Origin of the sequence: Paraburkholderia rhizosphaerae (genome assembly GCF_004366595.1) — a bacterium.
Lineage (GTDB): Bacteria > Pseudomonadota > Gammaproteobacteria > Burkholderiales > Burkholderiaceae > Paraburkholderia > Paraburkholderia rhizosphaerae.
In genome coordinates, this window is record NZ_SORE01000001.1 from 475,414 (window position 1) to 496,162 (window position 20,749).

At 61.9% G+C, this 20,749-nt stretch carries 18 protein-coding genes and 1 pseudogene; 13 read left to right on the forward strand and 6 right to left on the reverse strand.

Annotated elements, in window-relative coordinates; genetic code table 11:
- On the forward strand, window positions 1–705 hold the full coding sequence (locus BX592_RS02035; protein ID WP_134189957.1) for an ABC transporter ATP-binding protein: 705 nt from the start codon (window positions 1–3) through the stop codon (window positions 703–705).
- Window positions 706–717: 12 nt separating this feature from the next.
- Here the strand turns inward: BX592_RS02035 and BX592_RS02040 are convergent, their stop codons facing one another.
- Complete coding sequence (locus BX592_RS02040; RefSeq protein WP_134189958.1) at window positions 718–2,007, reverse strand: serine hydrolase domain-containing protein; 1,290 nt, start codon at window positions 2,005–2,007, stop codon at window positions 718–720.
- On the opposite strand from BX592_RS02040, the gene BX592_RS34820 reads away from it, so the two are divergent.
- Together BX592_RS34820 and cynS are read left to right on the forward strand one after the other, a co-directional pair.
- Entirely contained in the window at window positions 2,006–2,134 is a 129-nt protein-coding gene (locus BX592_RS34820; RefSeq protein WP_279589162.1) for a hypothetical protein, read from the forward strand. The genes BX592_RS02040 and BX592_RS34820 overlap by 2 nt on opposite strands.
- A 107-nt stretch (window positions 2,135–2,241) precedes the next feature.
- Entirely contained in the window at window positions 2,242–2,691 is a 450-nt protein-coding gene (cynS, locus tag BX592_RS02045) for a cyanase (RefSeq protein ID WP_134190016.1), read from the forward strand.
- A 65-nt stretch (window positions 2,692–2,756) separates the two neighbouring features.
- Here the strand turns inward: cynS and BX592_RS02050 are convergent, their stop codons facing one another.
- Together BX592_RS02050 and BX592_RS02055 are read right to left on the reverse strand one after the other, a co-directional pair.
- Window positions 2,757–3,725 carry a response regulator gene (locus tag BX592_RS02050; protein ID WP_134189959.1) on the reverse strand — a complete coding sequence of 323 codons (969 nt, stop codon included), beginning with the start codon at window positions 3,723–3,725 and terminating at the stop codon, window positions 2,757–2,759.
- Window positions 3,718–7,155, reverse strand: coding sequence for a hybrid sensor histidine kinase/response regulator (locus BX592_RS02055; RefSeq protein WP_134189960.1), 3,438 nt, complete (start codon window positions 7,153–7,155; stop codon window positions 3,718–3,720). The genes BX592_RS02050 and BX592_RS02055 overlap by 8 nt, the downstream gene beginning before the upstream one ends.
- A 190-nt stretch (window positions 7,156–7,345) precedes the next feature.
- Here BX592_RS02055 and urtA point away from each other — a divergent pair, with 190 nt between their 5' ends.
- The 8 genes and pseudogenes from urtA (at window position 7,346) to BX592_RS02095 (ending at window position 15,179) form a co-directional block, all read left to right on the forward strand.
- A complete protein-coding gene (gene urtA, locus BX592_RS02060) occupies window positions 7,346–8,653 on the forward strand; it encodes an urea ABC transporter substrate-binding protein (protein WP_134189961.1) in 1,308 nt (435 codons plus the stop codon).
- Between the two features lie 59 nt (window positions 8,654–8,712).
- Complete coding sequence (gene urtB / locus BX592_RS02065) at window positions 8,713–9,630, forward strand: urea ABC transporter permease subunit UrtB (RefSeq protein WP_134189962.1); 918 nt, start codon at window positions 8,713–8,715, stop codon at window positions 9,628–9,630.
- Between the two features lie 73 nt (window positions 9,631–9,703).
- Window positions 9,704–10,891: an urea ABC transporter permease subunit UrtC gene (gene urtC / locus BX592_RS02070; RefSeq protein WP_134189963.1), complete on the forward strand. Its 1,188-nt coding sequence runs from the start codon at window positions 9,704–9,706 to the stop codon at window positions 10,889–10,891.
- Window positions 10,881–11,624: an urea ABC transporter ATP-binding protein UrtD gene (urtD, locus tag BX592_RS02075; RefSeq protein WP_134189964.1), complete on the forward strand. Its 744-nt coding sequence runs from the start codon at window positions 10,881–10,883 to the stop codon at window positions 11,622–11,624. The genes urtC and urtD overlap by 11 nt, the downstream gene beginning before the upstream one ends.
- A gap of 11 nt (window positions 11,625–11,635) precedes the next feature.
- Entirely contained in the window at window positions 11,636–12,325 is a 690-nt protein-coding gene (urtE, locus tag BX592_RS02080) for an urea ABC transporter ATP-binding subunit UrtE (RefSeq protein ID WP_134189965.1), read from the forward strand.
- Between the two features lie 107 nt (window positions 12,326–12,432).
- Entirely contained in the window at window positions 12,433–13,671 is a 1,239-nt protein-coding gene (gene fmdA, locus BX592_RS02085) for a formamidase (protein WP_134189966.1), read from the forward strand.
- A 26-nt stretch (window positions 13,672–13,697) separates the two neighbouring features.
- Complete coding sequence (locus BX592_RS02090) at window positions 13,698–14,048, forward strand: FmdB family zinc ribbon protein (RefSeq protein WP_134189967.1); 351 nt, start codon at window positions 13,698–13,700, stop codon at window positions 14,046–14,048.
- A 93-nt stretch (window positions 14,049–14,141) separates the two neighbouring features.
- Window positions 14,142–15,179: pseudogene (locus tag BX592_RS02095) on the forward strand (aliphatic amidase).
- A gap of 95 nt (window positions 15,180–15,274) precedes the next feature.
- Here BX592_RS02095 and BX592_RS02100 read toward each other — a convergent pair.
- From BX592_RS02100 to BX592_RS02110, 3 genes are all read right to left on the reverse strand, one after another.
- Window positions 15,275–16,573: an SUMF1/EgtB/PvdO family nonheme iron enzyme gene (locus BX592_RS02100; protein WP_134189968.1), complete on the reverse strand. Its 1,299-nt coding sequence runs from the start codon at window positions 16,571–16,573 to the stop codon at window positions 15,275–15,277.
- A 104-nt stretch (window positions 16,574–16,677) separates the two neighbouring features.
- Entirely contained in the window at window positions 16,678–17,436 is a 759-nt protein-coding gene (locus BX592_RS02105) for a helix-turn-helix domain-containing protein (protein ID WP_134189969.1), read from the reverse strand.
- Window positions 17,437–17,607: 171 nt separating this feature from the next.
- Window positions 17,608–18,087 (reverse strand): universal stress protein, encoded by a 480-nt coding sequence (locus BX592_RS02110; protein ID WP_134189970.1) that lies wholly within the window; start codon window positions 18,085–18,087, stop codon window positions 17,608–17,610.
- 256 nt (window positions 18,088–18,343) lie between these two features.
- Here BX592_RS02110 and BX592_RS02115 point away from each other — a divergent pair, with 256 nt between their 5' ends.
- On the forward strand, window positions 18,344–19,036 hold the full coding sequence (locus tag BX592_RS02115) for a FadR/GntR family transcriptional regulator (RefSeq protein WP_134189971.1): 693 nt from the start codon (window positions 18,344–18,346) through the stop codon (window positions 19,034–19,036).
- A gap of 181 nt (window positions 19,037–19,217) precedes the next feature.
- Entirely contained in the window at window positions 19,218–20,726 is a 1,509-nt protein-coding gene (locus BX592_RS02120; RefSeq protein ID WP_134190017.1) for an MFS transporter, read from the forward strand.
- Window positions 20,727–20,749: the final 23 nt, after the last annotated feature.

The following is a 20,749-nucleotide window of genomic DNA, read 5'->3' on the forward strand; positions in this document are numbered from 1 at the left end:
ATGCTGGAAACACAACGCTTATGCGCAGGCTATGGCGCGATTCCGGTGTTGTACGACGTGGCGCTCTCGGTTCGCGACGGCGAGGCGATTGGGATTCTCGGACACAACGGGATGGGCAAGACGACCTTGCTGCGCACATTGATTGGCGCGCTGCCCGCCACGGCGGGCACGATCCGGTTCGGCGCTGACGATATCACTGCGCTGCCGCCGCACGCTCGCGCGCGGCGGGGGATGGCCTATGTGCCACAAGGCCGCGAGATTTTTCCGACGCTGTCCGCGTACGATAATTTGCGGCTCGGCCTCGTGAAGACCGGACGCAAGCCGGACGATGCGATTGCCGCGCTGCTCGATGACTTTCCACGACTGCGTCCGCTACTTGACCGTCCAGGGGGGTCATTGTCGGGAGGCGAACAGCAGTTGCTTGCGCTGGCCCGCGCGCTGGCGGGTGAGCCATCGCTGCTGTTGCTCGATGAGCCGACCGAAGGTATTCAGCCTTCGATCATCGAGGAAATCGCCGAGACGCTGGTGACGCTAAGAGAAAAACGCGGGTTGACGATTGTGCTGGTCGAGCAGAATCTCGACTTCATCGCTGCGGTGTCTCAACGGGTGCTGGTCATCCGGCGCGGACAGATCGGCGATGAAATTCCCCGTGAGCATCTGGCGGACCCCGATAAGGTCAGCGAATACACGGGGGTTCATGCGTAGCGTCAAATCCGCTTACTTGACGGCCGCTAAAACCGCATTGAAGAAATCGTCGCGGTTGATCACTTCCATCCCGCCCGGCTTGGACTGTGCGCCCCACATCACGATGACCACCTTCTCTTTCGGATTGATGTAAAGGCCTTGTCCTTCGATGCCATGTCCGGCATAGGCGCCATCCTGAACCGACTGTCCAGACGTTACCGGCCACCAGAAGTAGCCGTAGTGGGACACTTGGCCTGTGCTGAGCGTCTTCGGCGTGCCGGCCTCGGTTGTCCAGCCGGCAGGCACCACCTGCTGGCCATCGACGACACCGCCGTTTTCGATAAACACGCCAAAGCGGCCCCAATCGCGCAGCGTCGCGCTCAGGCCGCTACCGCCGATCTCGACGCCATCCGGTGAGTCGAGCCACCACGTCGCATCGGACTGCATGCCAAGCGGCTTCCACACTTTCTCCGACAGGTACGCGGAGATCGTCTTGCCTTTGAGCGCGCCATGCAGGACTTCAGCGGCAACCTGCGTTTCGCCGGTGCTGTAGTTAAAGCGGCTGCCCGGCGGCACCGCGCGCGGCAACTTGCTCATCAGCTGGATCGTGCCGCCCGGCTTTTGTGCCAGTTGCACTTCGAGCAGTGCGCGCCGATCCGATTTCGGGTTCGTGTAGGTTTCATCCCAACGCACGCCCGAGGCCATCATCAGGATGTTGCGGACCGTGACGCCGTCATACGCGGAACCGGTCAGTTGCGGCACGTAGCGCGTCACTGGATCGTCGATACTGCCGATCAGGCCGTCTTTGAGGGCGGCGCCGAACAGCGTCGACGTAATCGATTTGGCGAGCGACATCGACATCCAGCGCGTTTGTGGCGTGTTGCCGTACTGGTAGGTCTCGTAGACGATCTGGTCGTTCTTCAGGATCAGCAGTCCCGATACGCGGTCAAGCGCGAGGAAATCGAAGAGATCGTAGTGCTTGCCGTTCGAGACGAACTTGACCTGCGTGAGTTGCTGGGGCTGAGGCGCTTCAGGCAGCGGCGAGACGGTGTCGCCGCGGGCGATGCGGCGCGTCGGAAAGAGCTTGTCGATGTGGCGAAAAGTATGGACGGCCATGTCGGGCGTGAGCGCGCCGTCGTAGATCTGTTGCACGGTGCCGATCGGTTCGTCGCTGGACGCGTCGGTGGAGTGGTGAGCGTTGCTCGCGCATCCGCTGAGCAGGGCGATCGCGCTGCACAGCGTCAGTGCGAGTTGAGTCGAGCGGGAAACCACGTGCTTCTTGCAGGACAGACACGTGGCATTGCGCAACGCAGACACAGGCATGGTGATCCTCTTGGTTGTTGGCATGTTCAAGGTCTTGCTGGCAGGGCAAGCGTCGGCAGCACGTCGTCCAGCGAGCGAAAGGATTTTAGTGGCTTTGGTTAAAGTGCGCTGGAGCCTGTCCGATTGATTCGTGAGTCGTTTGGCGATCGGTCGTGCTCGCCCGATTTTTTCTTTCTAGAATGTATTGCGCGGTCGACCTACGCCGTGCCATTCGCTTTCCTTCAGGAGCCAGTCATGATTTCCAGCCGCGCACAGGTAACCGAGATGATCGCCGCCGCAAAAGTCCGCAAGGGCCTCAAGTGGGCCGACGTCGCTAAAGAAGTTGGCTTGTCGAAAGAATGGACGACAGCGGGATGTCTGGGCCAGATGACTTTCGACAAGAAGCAGGCAGAGATTGTCGGCAAGCTTTTCGATCTGCCGGATGAAGCCGTTGCATGGCTTCAGATCGTCCCTTACAAGGGATCGCTGCCGACCGCGATACCGACGGACCCGCTGATCTACCGCTGGTACGAAATCGTCAACGTCTATGGCACGACGATCAAGGAACTGATTCACGAGGAGTTTGGCGACGGCATTATGAGCGCGATCGACTTTTCAATGGACATCCAGCGCGAAAGCGACCCGAAAGGCGATCGCGTCCATGTGGTCTTGTCGGGGAAGTTTTTGCCGTACAAGACTTACTAAACGCGCAATTCGACCTGTCGTGCCGGGACGCTTCGCGGGAAGGTGTTCGCCCGAAGCCATCAGGCCTAATGCCGGTTCACCGCTTTCACCGCGATCGCTGCGGCAGCGGAACGCGTCTCCACATGCAGCTTATGAAATAGATGTTCGAGATGCTTGTTCACTGTCCGTACCGCCATATTGAGTATCTCGCCGATATCACGATTCGTCTTGCCGCGCGACAGCCACAGCAGCACTTCCGCCTCACGCGTCGTCAAGCCGAATCGTGCGGCTAGCACGCCTGTTTGCGCGACGTCGTCAAACTCCTCCAGAGCCAGAATCCACTCGCCCCGCGCTGGGCTACCCAGCACGCGCGCGGTACGTCGCACGCCCCCCGTGTTGCATTCGCACACAGCCTGCGGATCGCAGCCACGCTCGATCCACACGGTGAACCACTGCAGTAGCGTCGCAGGCAATCGGGTCGGCAACTCGTGTTCACTGCCGGCCGCTGCCGCATGATGCGCAAGCCGCGCTGCGGCGAGCGGGTTTTGCCAGCGAATCGTGCCGTCCGCGGTCGTGATCAGCGCCGCACGCGCATCGAGACCCAGCACCGCATCCGCATACCGTTGCGCTTTGGCGCGCTGAACGTGCGCAGCAATCCGCGCGCAGACCTCGCTGGGTTTCACGGGTTTCGTCACGTAGTCGATGCCGCCGACCCGAAACCCTTGCACCACATGTTCGGTTTCAATGAGTGCCGTCATGAAGATGACCGGCAAATGCTCGTGGCGGCGGTCGAGTTTAAGCTGCCTGCAAGCTTCAAAGCCATCCATGCCGGGCATCATCGCATCCATCAGCACGACGTCCGGTGTCACGCGTGACAGACACTTGAGCGCCGCTTCTCCGCTCAACGCGACGAGCACCACATAGCCGGCCGTCTGCAGCGTATTGGACAGCAGTGCGAGATTGTCCGGTGTGTCGTCGACGATCAGCACGACGCTGCGGTTGCCGGCGAAGTCCGGTGCGGCTACCGCGGACAGATCGACGTAGGCTTCAGTCATCGGAGTCGCGCGCAACGAGAGCGAGCCGGCGCGCGAATTCGGCCAGCTCAAAGCGCTGCGCAAGCGTACGCAGCGGCTCCAGTTCGTGCCGCCATTCCGACCTTTGTGAAATGGCGGTGTCGATCTGCTCGACGATCCCCTGGACATAACCCATCTCGAGCAATGCCTCCAGCGTCGCGCATAGCGCACGAGGCAGTGCAAGCCGCGCGGGTGGCGCAAGCGCTTGCGGCTGCGGGGTTGCTTTCGCCTCGACGGTTTCCTGCGTCACGATCCATTCGATCTGCAGCAGGCCGGCCAGTTTCTCGAGCAGCAGCGAGACCTGCAGCGGCTTGACCAGATAATCGTCGCAGCCGATCGCTGCGGCGCGCTCGCGGTCGTCGGCGAATGCGTTGGCGGACAGCAGCATGATTGGCGCGTGGCTCAACTGGCTGTCGCGGATCAGCTGACTGGTTTCGTAGCCATCCATGTCGGGCATCGAGATGTCCATAATGATGGCGTCGGCTGCGTGCATTCCGAGCCAGCGCAATGCGTCCGGCCCGCTGCCGGCTTCGACCACGGTGAAGCCGAGCGGCGCGAGCACCTGCACGACGATCGCGCGCTGCTCCGGTAGATCGTCGACCACGAGTACGGTGCGGCGTGCGCCGCGGTAACCGTGCAGGCCGCTGGCGGCAGTCGGCTTGTCCTCCACCGCGTGAACCTCGGGCGCAAACAGCTTGACGACGAAGCGCGTGCCGCGGCCGGGCGCGCTATCGACTTCGAGGCTGCCGCCGAGCGCCTGCGTGAGTAGCCGGCAAATCGTGAGCCCGAGGCCCGTGCCATGGTCGTGCTCTCGCGCCGCGTAGCCGCGTTCGAACGGCATGAAGAGCCGTTCGATATCGGCAGGCGCGATGCCTGGGCCGGTATCTGCCACTTCGAACGTCAACGTGTCCCACGCATGGCTCACGCGTAGCGTGACCGCCCCGTCCTGCGTGAAGCGGATCGCATTGCCGATCAGGTTAATCAGAATCTGACGCATGCATTTTTCGTCGGTGCGCACGATGCGCGGCAGGCGGCCGATCGTTTGCACGTCGAAGGCCAGCGCTTTCTCGGCGGCTTGCGGCCGCAGCATCGCGCTCAGATGCGCGATGAAGTCCGGCAGCCGCACTTGGGTCACATTCAACTGCAGCTTGCCCGCCTCGATGCGCGCGACATCGAGCAGGCCGTCGACGAGCGCGAGCAGATGCTCGCCACTGCGCTGGATCGTCTGGATCGCGTGGTGACGTCCGGGCGGAATCTCGTCCCTCGCCTGGAGCAACAGGTGCGCATAGCCGAGGATGCTGTTGAGCGGCGTGCGCAGCTCGTGGCTCAAACCGGTCACGTAGCGGCTCTTGGCCTGATTCGCGGATTTCGCGGCCTCGGTGGCGCGCTTGAGTGCGGCATCGGTTTTCTGGTGCGCGTCGATTTCGAGCATCAGCAATTCGGTCTGTCGTTGCGACTCCTCCTGCGTGACCCGCCGGTTTTCGCGTTCGAGCACGAGCCACCAGGCGCCGATGCAGCCGATCAGCGACAGCGCGAAGAACACCGTCACATAGCTATGCGCAAGCGCGTGCCCGGTCGATATATCGAGTGGCCCGAGCACGCGGGCGCTTTGCGACCAGACCAGATACAGAACGACGCCGAGCAGCGCCAGCATCGTTGCCACCAGACTCAGATAGCGTGCAAGGCGCAATGTGGTTGGCCCTGGCACCTTACCCGGAAAGAGACGGTGAACGACGGCGCTCAACTGCGAGCCGAAGCGCGCGTGCGGCTTGCAGCGGTCGTTGCAGCGCGAGTCCAGCGAGCAGCATAGCGAGCAGATCGTGCCGCCATATGCGGGGCAGTGCGCGGTGTCGTCATACTCGAACGCGTTCTCGCAAATGACGCAACGTCGCGTCGCGTCGCGCTCCGCCGGTTCCTCGGCGCGCGCGAGGTAGAAGCGGCCACGCGTCGCGATCGCGATGAGGGGCGCGCTGACGAATGCGACGCCGAACGCAATGTAGGACGACATTGCCTGAGCGAGTACGCCAAATGTGCCGAGGTGCGCGGCCGCGGCGACGATCGCGGCGATCAGCATGGCGCCGACGCCGACCGGATTGACGTCGTACAGATGGGCGCGCTTGAACTCGATGTGCCGCGGGCTGTAGCCGAGCGGCTTGTTCACGACGAGGTCCGCGAACACTGCGCCGATCCAGGCAATCGCGACGTTCGCGTACAGCGATAGCACCTTGCCGATCGCTTCGAACACCCCCATTTCGACCAGCAGCAGCGCGATCAGCACATTGAACACGAGCCAGACGATACGGCCAGGATGACTGTGCGTCAGGCGCGCGAAGAAGTTCGACCATGCGAGCGAGCCGGCATACGCATTGGTCACGTTGATCTTCAACTGGGACACGATCACGAACAGCGTCATCGCCGGCAGCGCCCATGCGGCGAGCCCGAATGAATCGAACAGATGGTGATACGCAATCAGATACATCTGCGTGGGCTGCGCCGCGCGCCCGACGTCGATCTCATACTGGACGGCCACAAACGCGAGAAACGCACCGCCGAGCATTTTCAACGCGCCCGGCACGATCCAGCCGGGTCCGGCGGCGAGCAGCGCGAGCCACCAGCGCCGCCGATTGTGTTCGGCGAGCGGCGGCAGAAAGCGCAGATAGTCGACCTGCTCGCCGACCTGCACGATCAGCGCGAACACGACCGTGCACGCCTGGCCGAACGCGATTGCGCTGAAGTCGTGACCGCCGGGCGCAAGGCCGGCGAAGGTGGTCCAGTCGACGAGCAACCCGGGATTATGCCAAAGCACCGCTGCGTATGGCAGCACGAGAAGCACGAGCCACAGCGGCTGGGTCCAGCTCTGCAGGCGGTTGATTAGCGTAATGCCGAACATCACGACCGGTATCACCGCGAGGGAACTGATCACGTACGCGATGTCGATCGCGATACCGAAGTACAGCTGCAACGCGAGCGACATGATGGCCGCTTCGAGCGCAAAAAAGATAAACGTAAAGCTCGCGTAAAGCAGTGACGTCAGCGTCGAGCCGATATAGCCGAAGCCCGCGCCGCGCGTGAGCAGATCCATGTCGACGCCGTAGCGCGCCGCGTAGTAGCTGATAGGCAGGCTGGTCAGAAAGATAAGCACCGACACGGCCGCGATCGCCCAGACCGCGTTTGTGAAGCCGTAATTGACCACCAGCGCGCCGCCGATCGCCTCCAGTGCCAGAAAAGACACGGCGCCCATCGCGGTATTCGCGACCCGGAACTCGGACCAGCGCCGGAATGAGCGCGGCGTGAAGCGCAGCGCGTAATCCTCGAGCGTTTCGTCACCTACCCACGCGTTGTAGTCGCGCCGGATTTTGACGATGCGCTGCGTCGTGGGCGGGAGCGATGCAGTCTGGTGCACCTGAGCCATAGCGGTTGATCCAGTTTAGTGCGCACACTGGGCGGGTCGATGCATCGAGCAAATTACGGGCCATTCTTTTTGACCGATATACGTCAATCGACGTATATCGGCGCCGAAATTGTCTTCCTACATTGCGGCCACATGGCGCCGGACATCGCCGGCGATTTACCGCGACGCAGATCAGACAAGGAGAATAACGATGGCCGTAGACGATCGATTCGAAGACCCCGCAGACGCAACAGCGCACGCATCTGCAACCGCAAGCGAAGCGCCTTCGCCGTTGCGCAGGCGCCTGATGGGCGGGCTCGCCGCCGCGCCGCTGATGGCGCTGGGTTTGCCGCGCCTGTCGTTTGCTCAAGGAGCGCCCACCGCGAAGGTCAACACGACCGGGCTCGCGGTGACCGACACGACTGTGACCGTGGGGCAACTGCACTCGGCGACCGGCACGATGGCGATTTCGGAGACGGGTTCAATCCAGGCGGAGCGCCTCGCGATCGACCAGATCAATGCGATGGGCGGCGTGCTCGGCCGCAAGATCCAGATTATTCAGGAAGACGGCGCATCGGACTGGCCGACCTTCGCGGAGAAGTCGAAGAAGCTGCTCGAAAACGATCACGTCGCCGCCGTGTTCGGGTGCTGGACGTCGGCGTCGCGTAAAGCGGTGCTGCCGGTGTTCGAAAAGGACAACGGCTTGCTGTACTACCCGACCTTTTACGAAGGTCTTGAGCAGTCGAAAAACGTGTTCTACACGGGCCAGGAAGCGACCCAGCAGATTCTGTGGGCGCTCGACTGGGCCTCGCAGACGAAGAAAGCGAAGTCTTTCTTCCTTGTCGGTTCTGACTATATCTGGCCGCGTACGTCGAACAAGATCGCGCGGCGCCATATCGAACAGCACTTGCACGCGAAGGTGGTCGGCGAAGAGTACTACCCGCTCGGTACCACTGAATTCAATTCGCTGATGAACAAGATCAAGCTCGCGCGCCCGGACTGCATTTTCGCAACGGTGGTGGGCGGCTCGAACGTCGCGTTTTACAAACAGCTGAAAGCCGCAGGCATTACGCCGCAGAAGCAGTTCCTGCTGACGCTATCGGTGACCGAAGACGAAGTGCTCGGTATCGGCGGTGAGAATTTCGCTGGCTTCTATTCGTCGATGAAGTATTTCGAATCGCTTCCTAACGACAACAACAAGAAGTTCGTCGCGGCTTTCAAGGCGAAATACGGGCCGCACGCGGTCATTGGCGACGTCACGCAGGCCGCGTATCTGGGGCCCTGGATCTGGAAGGCCGCGTGCGAGCGCGCCGGCAGCTTCGACGTCGACAAGGTGGTCGCGGCGTCGCCCAACATCGAACTGAACAACGCGCCGCAAGGCTACGCCAAGGTCGACGCGAACCATCATTTGTGGAGCCGATCGCTGATCGGCGAAGGCCAGCCCGACGGCCAGTTCAAGGTGGTCGCTCAATCCGACGCGCCGATCAAGCCGGACCCGTTCCCGAAAGGCTACATGTAAGCGCGTTGCGATTGCCGTGCAGCGGCGCGCATGCGTCCGCTGAACCTGGGAGAACTTCGATGTCGCCAACCGACATTCTCAACATAACACTGATGCAAGGGTTTGCCGGCTTGAGCCTGTTCAGCGTGCTGCTGCTGATGGGGCTCGGGCTCGCCGTGATTTTCGGCCAGATGGGTGTGATCAATATGGCGCACGGCGAATTCATGACGATTGGCGCTTACACGGTCTATCTGTTTTCGCTGTTTGCGCAGAACATCTGGCACGCATTCGCGCCGGTGTATTTCTTCTTCGCGATCGTCGCGGCGTTTCTGATCGCGTTCGCGGCGGGGTGGCTCGCCGAATGGGCGTTGATCCGGCATCTGTACCGGCGACCGCTCGACACATTGCTCGCCACCTGGGGCCTGAGCCTCGGCATGCAACAGGTGTTCCGCTCGACCTTCGGCCCGAAAGAGGTGAGCCCGGCGCTGCCCGACTGGCTAATGGGGTCGTGGGAGCCGGCGCAGGGACTGGACATTCCGGTCAGCGGAATGTTCGTGATGGGGCTTGCGCTATTGATGACCGGCGGCTTGCTGCTTGCGTTGTATCGCTCGCGCTGGGGGCTGCGCGTGCGGGCCACGGTCGCGAACCGACCGATGGCAAACGCTGCCGGCATCAATACGAAGCTGACCGACCGCGTGACCTTCGCGATCGGTTGCGGGGTGGCGGGCGTCGCGGGCGCCGCGTTCACCGCGATCGGTTCGACCGGGCCGACGAGCGGCTCGCTGTACATCGTCGATTCGTTTCTGGTGGTCACGTTCGGTGGCGCGGCGAGTCTGCTTGGCACCGTCGCGTCGGCGTTCGGTATTGCGCAGACGCAATCGATCAGCGAGTTTTTCCTGTCGGGGTCCAACGCACGCGTGCTGACGTTGCTGACGGTCGTGATCATCCTGATGTTGCGTCCGCAAGGACTTTTCGCGTCGAAGGTGCGGCGCGCGTGACACGCTGCATCACCCGGGCCGGGTGCCGGCACCCGGCTTCATTTGATCGATCAACCTGTTCTGAGAGACGGACATGGAACCCTTGAATCCTTCGGCGGGCCCAGCGACGGGCGGCGTCAACAGGCCGGCCGCGGCGGGTGGCTTGCGCGCGCTGGCCTTGCGCATCGAAGCGTCCGGGTACGGCGGCATCGTGCTGCTCGCGCTTGTGATCCTGGTGGTTTTCCCGCTGGCGCTCGACGCGTTCCGCCTGAACCTGATGGGCAAGTATCTGACCTATGCATTCGTCGCGATCGGTCTGGTGATCGCGTGGGGCTACGGCGGCGTGCTGAGCCTTGGGCAGGGCGTGTTCTTCGGGCTCGGCGGCTATGCGATGGCGATGTTTCTGAAGCTGGAAGCGTCCGACCCGGTTGCGACCCGAACCCAGACGACGCCAGGCATTCCCGACTTCATGGACTGGAATCAGGTCACCGCGCTGCCGTTCTGGTGGAAGCCGTTTCATTCGCTACCGTTTGCGATTCTTGCCGCGCTTGTCGTGCCGACCGCGGTCGCGCTGATCGTCAGCTATCCGATGTTCAAGCGGCGCGTCGGCGGCGTCTATTTCGCCATCATCACGCAGGCGGTGGCGCTGATTCTGTCGGTGCTGATTATCGGTCAGCAGGGCTTCACCGGCGGCGTCAACGGCATCACCGATCTGCGTACGCTGCTTGGCTGGGATATCCGCACGACGCACGCGAAGCTCATTCTTTATTTCGTCAACGCGGTGTTGTTGCTCGTGGCGCTGATCGCTTGCCGCTGGGTACAGCGCAGCAAGCTCGGCACGCTGCTGCTCGCGATGCGCGACAAGGAGGACCGCGTGCGGTTCTCCGGCTACGACGTGTCGATGTTCAAGGTGTTTGCGTTCTGCGTCGCGGCATTGCTCGCGGCGGTCGGCGGCGCGATGTTCACGCTGCAGGTCGGTTTCATGTCGCCGTCGTTCGTCAACATCGTGCCGTCGATCGAAATGGTGATCTATGCAGCCGTCGGCGGCCGGATGTCGCTGGTCGGCGCCGTGTACGGCGCGGTGCTGGTCAATCTCGGCAAGACGTGGTTCTCGGAGAGCTTTCCCAATCTGTGGCTGTACCTGATGGCCGCGATGTTCATCGGCGTCGTTATGGCGTTTCCGGACGGACTGGCGGGGCTTTATGAGCGGCATGTACGCGCGCGTCTGCAACGGGCGTTGCGCGGCGCGGCGCACCAACGGAGCGCGGGCGATGAGCAATAGCGATTTTCTTCTGGCGGTCGAAGACCTGACCGTGTCGTTCGACGGCTTCAAGGCGATTGACTCGCTGAACCTGTATCTGGAGCGCGGCGAGCTGCGCGTCGTGATCGGTCCGAATGGCGCCGGCAAAACGACACTGCTCGATCTGATCTGCGGCAAAACGCGCGAAACCGCCGGCACCATCAAGTTCCGCAACGAGGAGATCACGAATCTCGCGGAATTCCGCCGCGTGCGCAAAGGAATCGGCCGCAAATTCCAGACGCCGTCGATCTACGAAAACCTGACGGTCGCGCAAAACCTCGAGGTGTCGTTTCCGCGCGGGCGCAGCGTATTCGGCGCGCTCGCGTACCGGCGCGATTCCGAGGTCGCGGACCGGGTGCAATCGGTGGCCGGCGAAATCGGTCTTGCCGCATCGCTCGATCTCGAGGCGGGCCTGCTGTCGCATGGCCAGAAGCAGTGGCTCGAAATCGGCATGCTGCTGATGCAGTCGCCGGAACTGCTGATGCTCGACGAGCCGATCGCGGGCATGAGCGTGCGCGAACGCGAGATCACGGCCGAACTGCTGGAACGGATCTGCCAGAACCGCTCGATGATCGTGATCGAGCATGACATGGCGTTCGTTGAGCGCATCGCGCACAAGGTGACTGTGATGCACCAGGGAAAGATCCTCGCGGAAGGGCCGATGGCGAAGGTGCAGGCCGACCCGCGCGTGATCGACGTTTATCTCGGCCATTGAAGGGGACGCGCATGCTGGAAGTCGACGATCTGGTGGTCAGCTACGGGCAAAGCGAAGTGCTGCACGGCATTGGCTTTAACGTCGCGAGCAAGGAAACCGTGGCCGTGATGGGCCGCAACGGCATGGGCAAGACCACACTGTTCAAGACGCTGATCGGCATTCTGCCGTCGCGCCGCGGCTCAGTGAAGGTGGGCGGGGTGGATGTGACCCGCGACGAAAGCTATCGCCGCGTTGCGCGGGGTATCGGCTACGTGCCGCAGGGTCGGCAGATTTTTCCCGGGCTGACCGTGGAGGAAAACATTCAGACCGGTCTCGAGAACGCGAAGAGCACGCAGGTGCCGGACGACATTTACGCGCTATTTCCGGTGCTGTTCGATATGCGCAAGCGCAAGGGCGGCAATTTGTCGGGCGGCCAGCAACAGCAGCTGGCGATCGCGCGCGCGCTCGTGACGGAGCCGAAAGTGCTGCTGCTCGACGAGCCGACCGAGGGCATCCAGCCGTCGGTGATCAAGGACATTGCGAAGGCGCTCAACGAAATCCGCAAGACGCGAGAGATCGCGATTCTCGTGTCGGAGCAGGTGCTGAGCTTTGCGCTCGACGTGGCGGACCGGCTATTCGTGATCGAAGGCGGCCGCTTCGTGCATCAGAGCGCACGAGACGCCGACGATACCGGGCGGATTCGCGAGTACCTGTCGGTTTGATTGCCTGGAAATACGAACTGATATGACGGAACCGCGAGCGACCGCGTAGCGTGCGGCGGCACGAGCCGCTGCGCATGTTTGAGCCAATGAAACGAGGAGCGTGTGAGATGCCTGATACCCTGATCAAGGTCGACCTGAACCAGTCGGCTTACGAAAACGAAAACGTCCACAACCGCTGGCACCCGGACATCCCGATGGCCTGCTGGGTGAATCCGGGCGACGACTTCATCCTCGAAACCTACGACTGGACCGGTGGCTTCATCCAGAACGACGACAGCGCCGACGATGTGCGCGATATCGACCTGTCGATCGTGCACTTTCTGTCCGGGCCGGTCGGCGTGCGCGGTGCGGAGCCGGGCGACCTGCTGGTGGTCGATCTGCTCGATATCGGCGCGCGGCCCGACAGTCAGTGGGGTTTCAACGGCTTCTTTTCGAAGTCCAATGGCGGTGGCTTTCTGACCGACCATTTTCCGAATGCGCAGAAGTCGATCTGGGATTTTCACGGTCTCTACACGAGTTCGCGGCATGTACCCGGTGTGAATTTCGCTGGGCTGATCCATCCTGGGCTGATCGGCTGCCTGCCGGACCCAAACATGCTCGAAACGTGGAATGCACGCGAAGCCGCGCTGATCGCGACCGAGCCTGCGCGTGTGCCGCCGCTCGCCAATCCGCCGTTTGCCGCAACCGCGCATATGGGCAAGCTGAGCGGCGACGCGAAGGCCAAGGCCGCGGCGCACGGCGCACGCACCGTGCCGCCGCGCGAGCATGGCGGCAATTGCGACATCAAGGACCTGTCGCGCGGCTCCAAGGTTTATTTCCCGGTGTACGTCGACGGCGCGGGCCTGTCGGTGGGTGACCTGCACTTCAGTCAGGGCGACGGTGAGATTACCTTTTGTGGCGCAATCGAGATGGCCGGCTGGGTCCATATGCGCGTGAGCCTGATCAAGGGCGGCGTCGAAAAATACGGCATCCGCAATCCGGTTTTCAAGCCGAGTCCGATCACGCCGAACTACAACGACTACCTTATTTTCGAGGGCATTTCAGTCGACGAAGCCGGCAAGCAACATTACCTCGACGTGCATATCGCGTACCGGCAGGCTTGCCTGAACGCAATCGAATATCTGAAGAAGTTTGGCTACTCGGGCGCGCAGGCGTATGCGGTGCTCGGCACCGCGCCGGTGCAAGGGCATATCAGCGGCGTCGTCGATATTCCGAATGCGTGCGCGACGCTATGGCTGCCGACGCAGATCTTCGATTTCGACATCCGTCCGAATGCCGACGGGCCGGTCAAGCATGTGAAAGGCGGTGTCGATGTACCCATTTCATACGACATCGCGCGGTCCTGAGATTGATTCGACGCGAGGAGCGAGCAATGCCGGTTTACGACTTTCAGTGCGCGACGTGCGGCCCGTTTGCGGTGATGCGCAGCATCGCCGCGCGCGACCTTCCGATGTGCTGTCCCGACTGCGGCGCGAGTGCGGCGCGGATGATCACCGCACCGGCTCTCGCGCTGATGGCAAGCATGCAGCGCAGTGCACATGCGACCAACGAGCGGGCCGCGCACGAGCCGCGCCATGCGAGCGGTCCGGCTGCACGCCATCCTTCCGGATGCGGTTGCTGTAGCGGGTCGCGCATCGCACTCGCCGGTGCGAGCGGCAGTGCACAGCCGGGCGCGTTGAAAAACCCTTCAGGCGGTCGGCGGCCGTGGATGATCAGCCATTGACGGCTACCTGCGGCGCGGCTGCGGGTGGCCTGCTTGCAATGGCTACGCAACACGAACAGTGGGTGGTCGACTTAATCGAACAGAGGAACAGCAATGAGACATGGCGATATTTCGAGCAGTAAGGACAGCGTCGGTGTAGCCGTCGTCAACTACAAGATGCCGCGGCTGCATACAAGAGCCGAGGTGCTGGACAATGCACGCAAGATTGCGGACATGGTGGTCGGCATGAAGCAGGGCTTGCCGGGCATGGACCTCGTGATCTTCCCGGAGTATTCGACGCACGGCATCATGTACGACCGCGCCGAAATGTTCGACACGGCGTCGGTCATACCTGGTGCGTAGACCGAAGTGTTCAGTGCGGCCTGCCGCAAGGCTAATGTGTGGGGCGTGTTTTCGCTGACGGGCGAGCGCCACGAGGAGCATCCGAAGAAGGTGCCGTATAACACGCTAGTGCTGATCGACAATCATGGCGAGATCGTGCAGAAGTATCGCAAGATCATGCCGTGGACGCCGATCGAGGGGTGGTATCCGGGCGATCGCACGTATGTGACGGAGGGGCCAAAGGGACTCAAGATCAGTCTCATCATTTGCGACGACGGCAATTATCCCGAGATCTGGCGCGATTGCGCGATGCAAGGCGCGGAACTGATTGTCCGTTGCCAGGGGTATATGTATCCCGCAAAGGAACAGCAGGTGATGGTCGCCAAGACGATGGCGTGGATGAACAACACCTATGTCGCCGTCGCGAATGCGACGGGTTGGGACGGCGTGTACTCGTACTTCGGCCATTCGGCGATTGTCGGATTCGATGGGCGCACGCTTGGCGAATGCGGCGAAGAGGAAATGGGTGTGCAGTATGCGGAGCTTTCGCTGAGCCTGATTCGCGATGCGCGGCGCAATATGCAGTCGCAAAACCATTTGTACAAACTGCTGCATCGTGGGTACACCGGGACAATCAATTCCGGCGACGGCATGCATGGGGTGGCCGCCTGTCCGTTTGAGTTCTACCGCCAATGGATCGACGATCCCGAAGCGGCGCGCAAGCGGGTCGAGGCGATTACGCGGTCGGCGCCCGGTACCGCTGAATGCCCGATCGAAGGGATTCCCGCTAGCGCGGATGGTCACCGGTAGCGGCGGCCAAACGGAAAGCGAAAGCCGCCGGAGCGGGTTTCAGCGGCGTTCCGCTATGCAGCGGAATCAGCGGACGCCGTTGATCGCTTAACGCGTCAATTCCGCACACACCTGAACCCGGCATACACATACTGATACCGCGGCTGAAACCAGTTGCGAAACGTCGGCCGCATCATGCATTGCGCGGTGCGCGCCGAACCGCCCTTGATCACATAATGCTGGCCGTCGAAGAAGTTCGCGGAATAGCCGAGATAGAACGGAAATGCTTCGAAGCCGGGCAATGGCTCGAATAACGATTCTGTCCATTCCCATCCATTGCCGAACATGCCCTCGGCGCCAAACGCGCTGACGTTTTCCGGATGCGCGTTGACCGCCTGCGGGTCCCAACTGCGGAAATCGAAGTTGCCGGGCAGTGTGTCGGCTTGCGGTGTGCCTTGTGCAGCACGTTGCCACTGCGCTTCGGTCGGCAGCGACTTGCCGGCCCAGCGCGCGTACGCACTCGCTTCCGCATGACTGACATAGACGGGCCAGTCGAGCGGCAACGCCACTTCGTCGAACATCGTGCGCAAGGTCCAGCCACCTTCATCACGCCGCGTCCAGCCAACCGGATGTTCGATCTGCTCCGCTTCTTTCCACGCCCAGTCCTTGTCGGTCCAGTACGCGCGATTGCGGTAGCCGCCCGCATCGACAAATTGCAGGAATGCGCGGTTCGTCACCATGTAGCGATCGATTTCGAATGCGTCGACATCGATCTGCCGTTCGCCGAATTCGTTATCCCAGCCGAACTGGCCTTTGTCGCGCGGCATGCCAAGCGCGACCGGGCCAGCGCTAACGCGAACCATCTTCGTTGTATCCGCAACCTTGTTCGCAGCGGCGCTGATCGTCGCGGTACTTTCCGGCGCGATCTTCTGCCCGATCGGCAACTGATGCAGCATGTACGCGAGCGTTTCCGCATGCATCAGACGGTGCTCGATCGCGACCTGCATCAGCTGTGCGGGCGAATTCGTCGAAACGTCATCGGCGTCGAACTCGAAGGTTGCAAGCGCGTGGTCGATTTGCGCACGCGCACGCTGCGCATAGTCGCGCACGACGTCGAGCGACGGCCAGTCGGAGGGTTGATCGGTCGGGAAACCGCCATCGACGGGATCGATGCCGAACGCGAACAGCTTGTCCAGTTCGGCATCGAATATTTGCAGCGGAAAGAGGCGCCCGTCGAACAGATTGTGGTCGAACGCTTCGAGATGGCCGATGTAGAAGACGATCCGGTGACGCTCGCGGATCGGTCTTTCATACAGATGTTCGGGTTTAACGACGGCAAACAACGCGTCGGTGACGTGGCGGGCGTCGTGCAGACGCTGGACCAGCGGGTGCTGCAAACGTAGATCGCGATTCATTTCGCCGGGTCTCCTTGCGGGGGACGGGTCTAAGACTGTAACGCCTGATCGCAACCCTGTGAAGCCGCATGGCCGAAAAAGTCCCGGCGATGGACGTTTAGCGGTTACAAGCCGCGCAGTCCCTCCAGGTCGACTATACGAATGAACTTCCCGCGCGCATCGATCAGGCCGCGTTTCTGGAACTTCGACAACGTGCGGCTGACGGTTTCAAGTGTCATGCCGAGATAGCTGCCCATGTCTTCGCGTGTCATGCGCAGGTTAAATTCGGCCGACGAATAACCGCGCTGTGCATTGCGCTCCGACACATCCAGCAGAAAAGCCGCGACACGTTCGTCGGCGCTCAGCGAACCCAAGAGCATCATCTGGCTCGCTTCGCGGACGATCTGTTCGCCCATCAACCGGTGCAACCGTTCCTGCATCGCGCCGCTTTCGCGGCACAGGCGCTTGAGCGCCGCGTACGGAACGATGCACACGGAACTGTCTTCAAGGGCGACCGCGCTGCACGCGTGCACATCGTCTCTGATGCCGTCGAGCCCAAGCGATTCGCCAGCAAGCCGCAGGCCTGTCACCTGTTCGCGGCCATCGCGGTGCGCCATCGTCGTTTTCAGCGAGCCCGAGCGGACTGCGTAAAGGTTTTCGAAAGGTGTGCCCGCGCAATACAGCGGTTCGCCGCGTCGTACCGCGCGGGCGGTGCAGATCAATGCTTCCAGTTTCGGGAGTTCTTCCGCTGACATGCCTTGTGGCATGCAGAGATGACGCATCGCGCACGTCGAGCAGCGCGCGATATGACGGGTAGCCGGCGCGACGACCGCGTGGCCCGCGCGATGAACGGCGATCTGGGTTGAGACGGCGGATGTCAACATGGCGAAGGACAATGTAAGGTAACAATACCCATTGTCCCACCAGGGGCGTTCTCGATTTCGCGTCAAAATGACGCACTGCCGCGTCATTGCGAGCCGCGCCGGTGGCGGCTCGCAAGCGGCTTTTACGTGACTGCCGTACTACGCGCGGGACTGCGCGTCTTCAGGCGTTCTTCACGGCTTGGCGTCTGGTTCCGGTGTTTCCTCGATGGCTGCGGACGGGATTAGCAGCACCGGCAACGTCGACTGTCGCACGCAACGCTCGGCAACGCTGCCAAGAATCAGACGCTGCATGCCGCGCCGTCCATGTGTGCCCATCACGATCAGCTCGGCGTTGTATTCCGCGGCGGCCTTCAGAACGAGCGTCGGCACATCGTCGCTTGGCGTTGCTTCGCCAATCGTGACGTCGCCGGTCACCTTCCGCTCGTCCATCGCCTCCGTGAGCTCGAGCGTCAGCAGTTTGCCCACTTCGATGAACTGCCTCAGCAGAATTCCCGGGTCATAGCCAGGCGCTTCGAAATACATCGGCGTGTTCTCGACCACGTAATACGCGCGCAACGTCGCGCCGGTCGACGCAGCAAGATCAAGTGCGGCATCGAACGCGCCACGCGACGTACGGCTGCCGTCGACTGCTACCAGGATGCGTTTGTACATATCAGCTCCGCGCAGAAAAGTGTCGGCCATTCGTCAATTGCCACAAAAGCTTAATTGATCGGCGGCCACACGTGTGGGTCTGTCGATGATGTCAATCAATCGCTTAGCAAGTTTTGCCGTGCCGCTTGCGCGCGTCACAACGCGTTGAAAGCAAGGTCGCGCCTGCGATTGCGGGCCGCACTAAAAACCTTTTATTCTTCCGGCATACGCAACTTGCCTTACAATTATCGTCCATGCTGACAAGCCGCCTGCCAAGATGAACAACGAGCGCAAATCGATGGGCCTGCCGGACAAGATATACGGCGACATCCTCAACCGCATTCTCGAGGGCGAGTACAAGGAAGGCGAACGCTTGCCGACCGAGCACGCGCTCGCGGAGCGCTTCGAAACGTCACGGCCCACCGTGCGCGAAGCGCTCGCGCGTCTGCGCGCGGACGGCATCATTGTCACGCGGCACGGCTCGGGCACCACGGTCGCGCGCCGTCCGGACCCGGATGTACGCCGCTTCGCGCCGCTCGAATCGTTGTCCGACATTCGCCGCTGCTACGACTTCCGTATCGTGACCGAAGCCGGCGCTGCCGCGTTGGCCGCGCAAATGGCAGATGACGACGACATCGCCGCGATCGAACACGCGTGGGACGAACTCGAACGTGTGATCGAAACGCAGGGCATCGGCGCAAAAGACGACTTCGCTTTTCATCTCGCGGTCGCACGCGCGTCGAAAAACCAGTTCTTCATTACGATGATGTCGTTTATCGAAGAGCAGATCGCGTTCAGCATGAATCTGTCGCGCAACCTTTCGCTCGTGAAAACGCTCGAGCGGCAGCGGCTTGTGCAAGCGGAGCATCGCGCGGTGCTCGAGGCCATTCGCGGTCACGATGTGCAGGCCGCCGGCGACGCGATGCGCACGCATCTTATGAACGCGCGCGACCGGATGTTCGGCTCGTGAATCCGGCGTGTTCGCTTTACTTTGCTTTTGAGTGCTGTCTTCAAAGTCTTTTTTTTCAATCTTTCGCGGCCGGTTCGTTAAGCCCGCTTGAATTCTTTTGCGCGCTTTACCGCGCCGTGTCGAAGTGAATCCTCCGCATCCGCAGCCGATTGTCCTGCCCTTCCGTGATGCCTTGCTCGCCATGCTCGGCATCGGTCTCGTCAACATGCTGGTCGCGCTCGATCAAACGGTGGTTAGCACCGCACTGCCGTCGATCGTGTCCGAACTGCGAGGCTTTGAGTTCTACGCGTGGATTGCGAGCGCGTATCTGCTTGCGTCTGTCGTCACGGTGCCGGTGTTCGGCCGACTCGGCGATTATTTCGGCCGCAAGCGCTTTGTGATCGCGGCGGTAATCGTGTTCACGGTGGCGTCGCTACTGTGCGGTATCGCGACGAGCATGCCGTTTCTTGTCGTCGCGCGCGGGCTGCAAGGTGTCGGCGGCGGCATGATGGTCGGCACCGCGTTCGCTTCGATTCCCGATCTGTTTCCGGACCCGCGTGAACGTGTGCGTTGGCAGGTCGTGATGGCGGCCGCATACGGTATCGGCACGGCGGCTGGACCGTCGCTTGGCGGATGGATGAGCCAGCATCTCGGCTGGCGTTCGACGTTCCTCGTTAATCTGCCGGTCGGGGCGCTCGCGCTGTATTTCATCTGGGCACATTTGCCGTATTACCGGCGCGAGCAGGTTGGCGAGGTTCGCATCGACTGGGGCGGTGCGCTGCTCGTCGCACTCGCGCTCGGTGGCCTGCAGATGTTTATCGAGGCGGTGGCGAAAGAAGGGCTGACGGCCAGCAATCTGCTGCTCGCCGCGATTGTCGTCATCTGCGTCGCGTTGCTGCTTGCGTGCGAACGGCGCGCGACGCATCCGATCATTCCGCTCGATCTCTTCAACGACGCGCAGCTGGTCACGCTGTTCACGCTGTCGGTGTTGTCAGGCTTCGTGATGTTCTCGTTGATCTTCTTCGCGCCGCTGCTGCTGCAAGGCGGCTTCGGGTTGTCGCCGCAGAAGGCCGGCCTGCTCGCGACGCCGATCGCCGCGTGCGTCGCGCTGGGCAGCATGATCAACACGCGTATCGTGATTCACATGTCGCGGCCGTCGGCAATTCTGACGATTGGCTTCGGGCTGCTCGTCGCGGCGTCGATTGGCATTTCGCTATCAACGCCTGTCACTCCGCATCTATACCTGGAACTTTCGATGGGAGCGGTCGGCATCGGGCTGGGTTTTATCCTCAACAACCTGAACGTGTTCGGGCAGGAGATCGCCGGCCGCGAACGCTTCGGTATCACCACTGCGCTGCTGCAGTCGACGCGGATGGTCGGCGGCATGCTGGGCACGAGTGTCGTCGCGACGATCGTCAATCGCCGCTACGCGTCGGGCGTCGACGACGCGCTGCGCGTCTTCGGTGAACCTGTCGCCGCGAAATGGCGCCCGGCGCTCGGCGATCCGCGCATTCTCGTCGACGAGAGCTTGCGCGATTCGTTGCTCGCGCAACTGAAGCGTGCGGGGCTCGATGGTCCTGCGTTGCTCGATGCCGCGCGGCACGTGATGGTCCAGTCGATTCACATTGGCGTCGTGTTGACCGGCTGCGCGGCGCTGGCCGCGGCGCTACTCGTGCGCAAAATCGCGCACATTACGTTTCGTCGAAAGTAGCGTCGACGACCGCAAACGTGCGT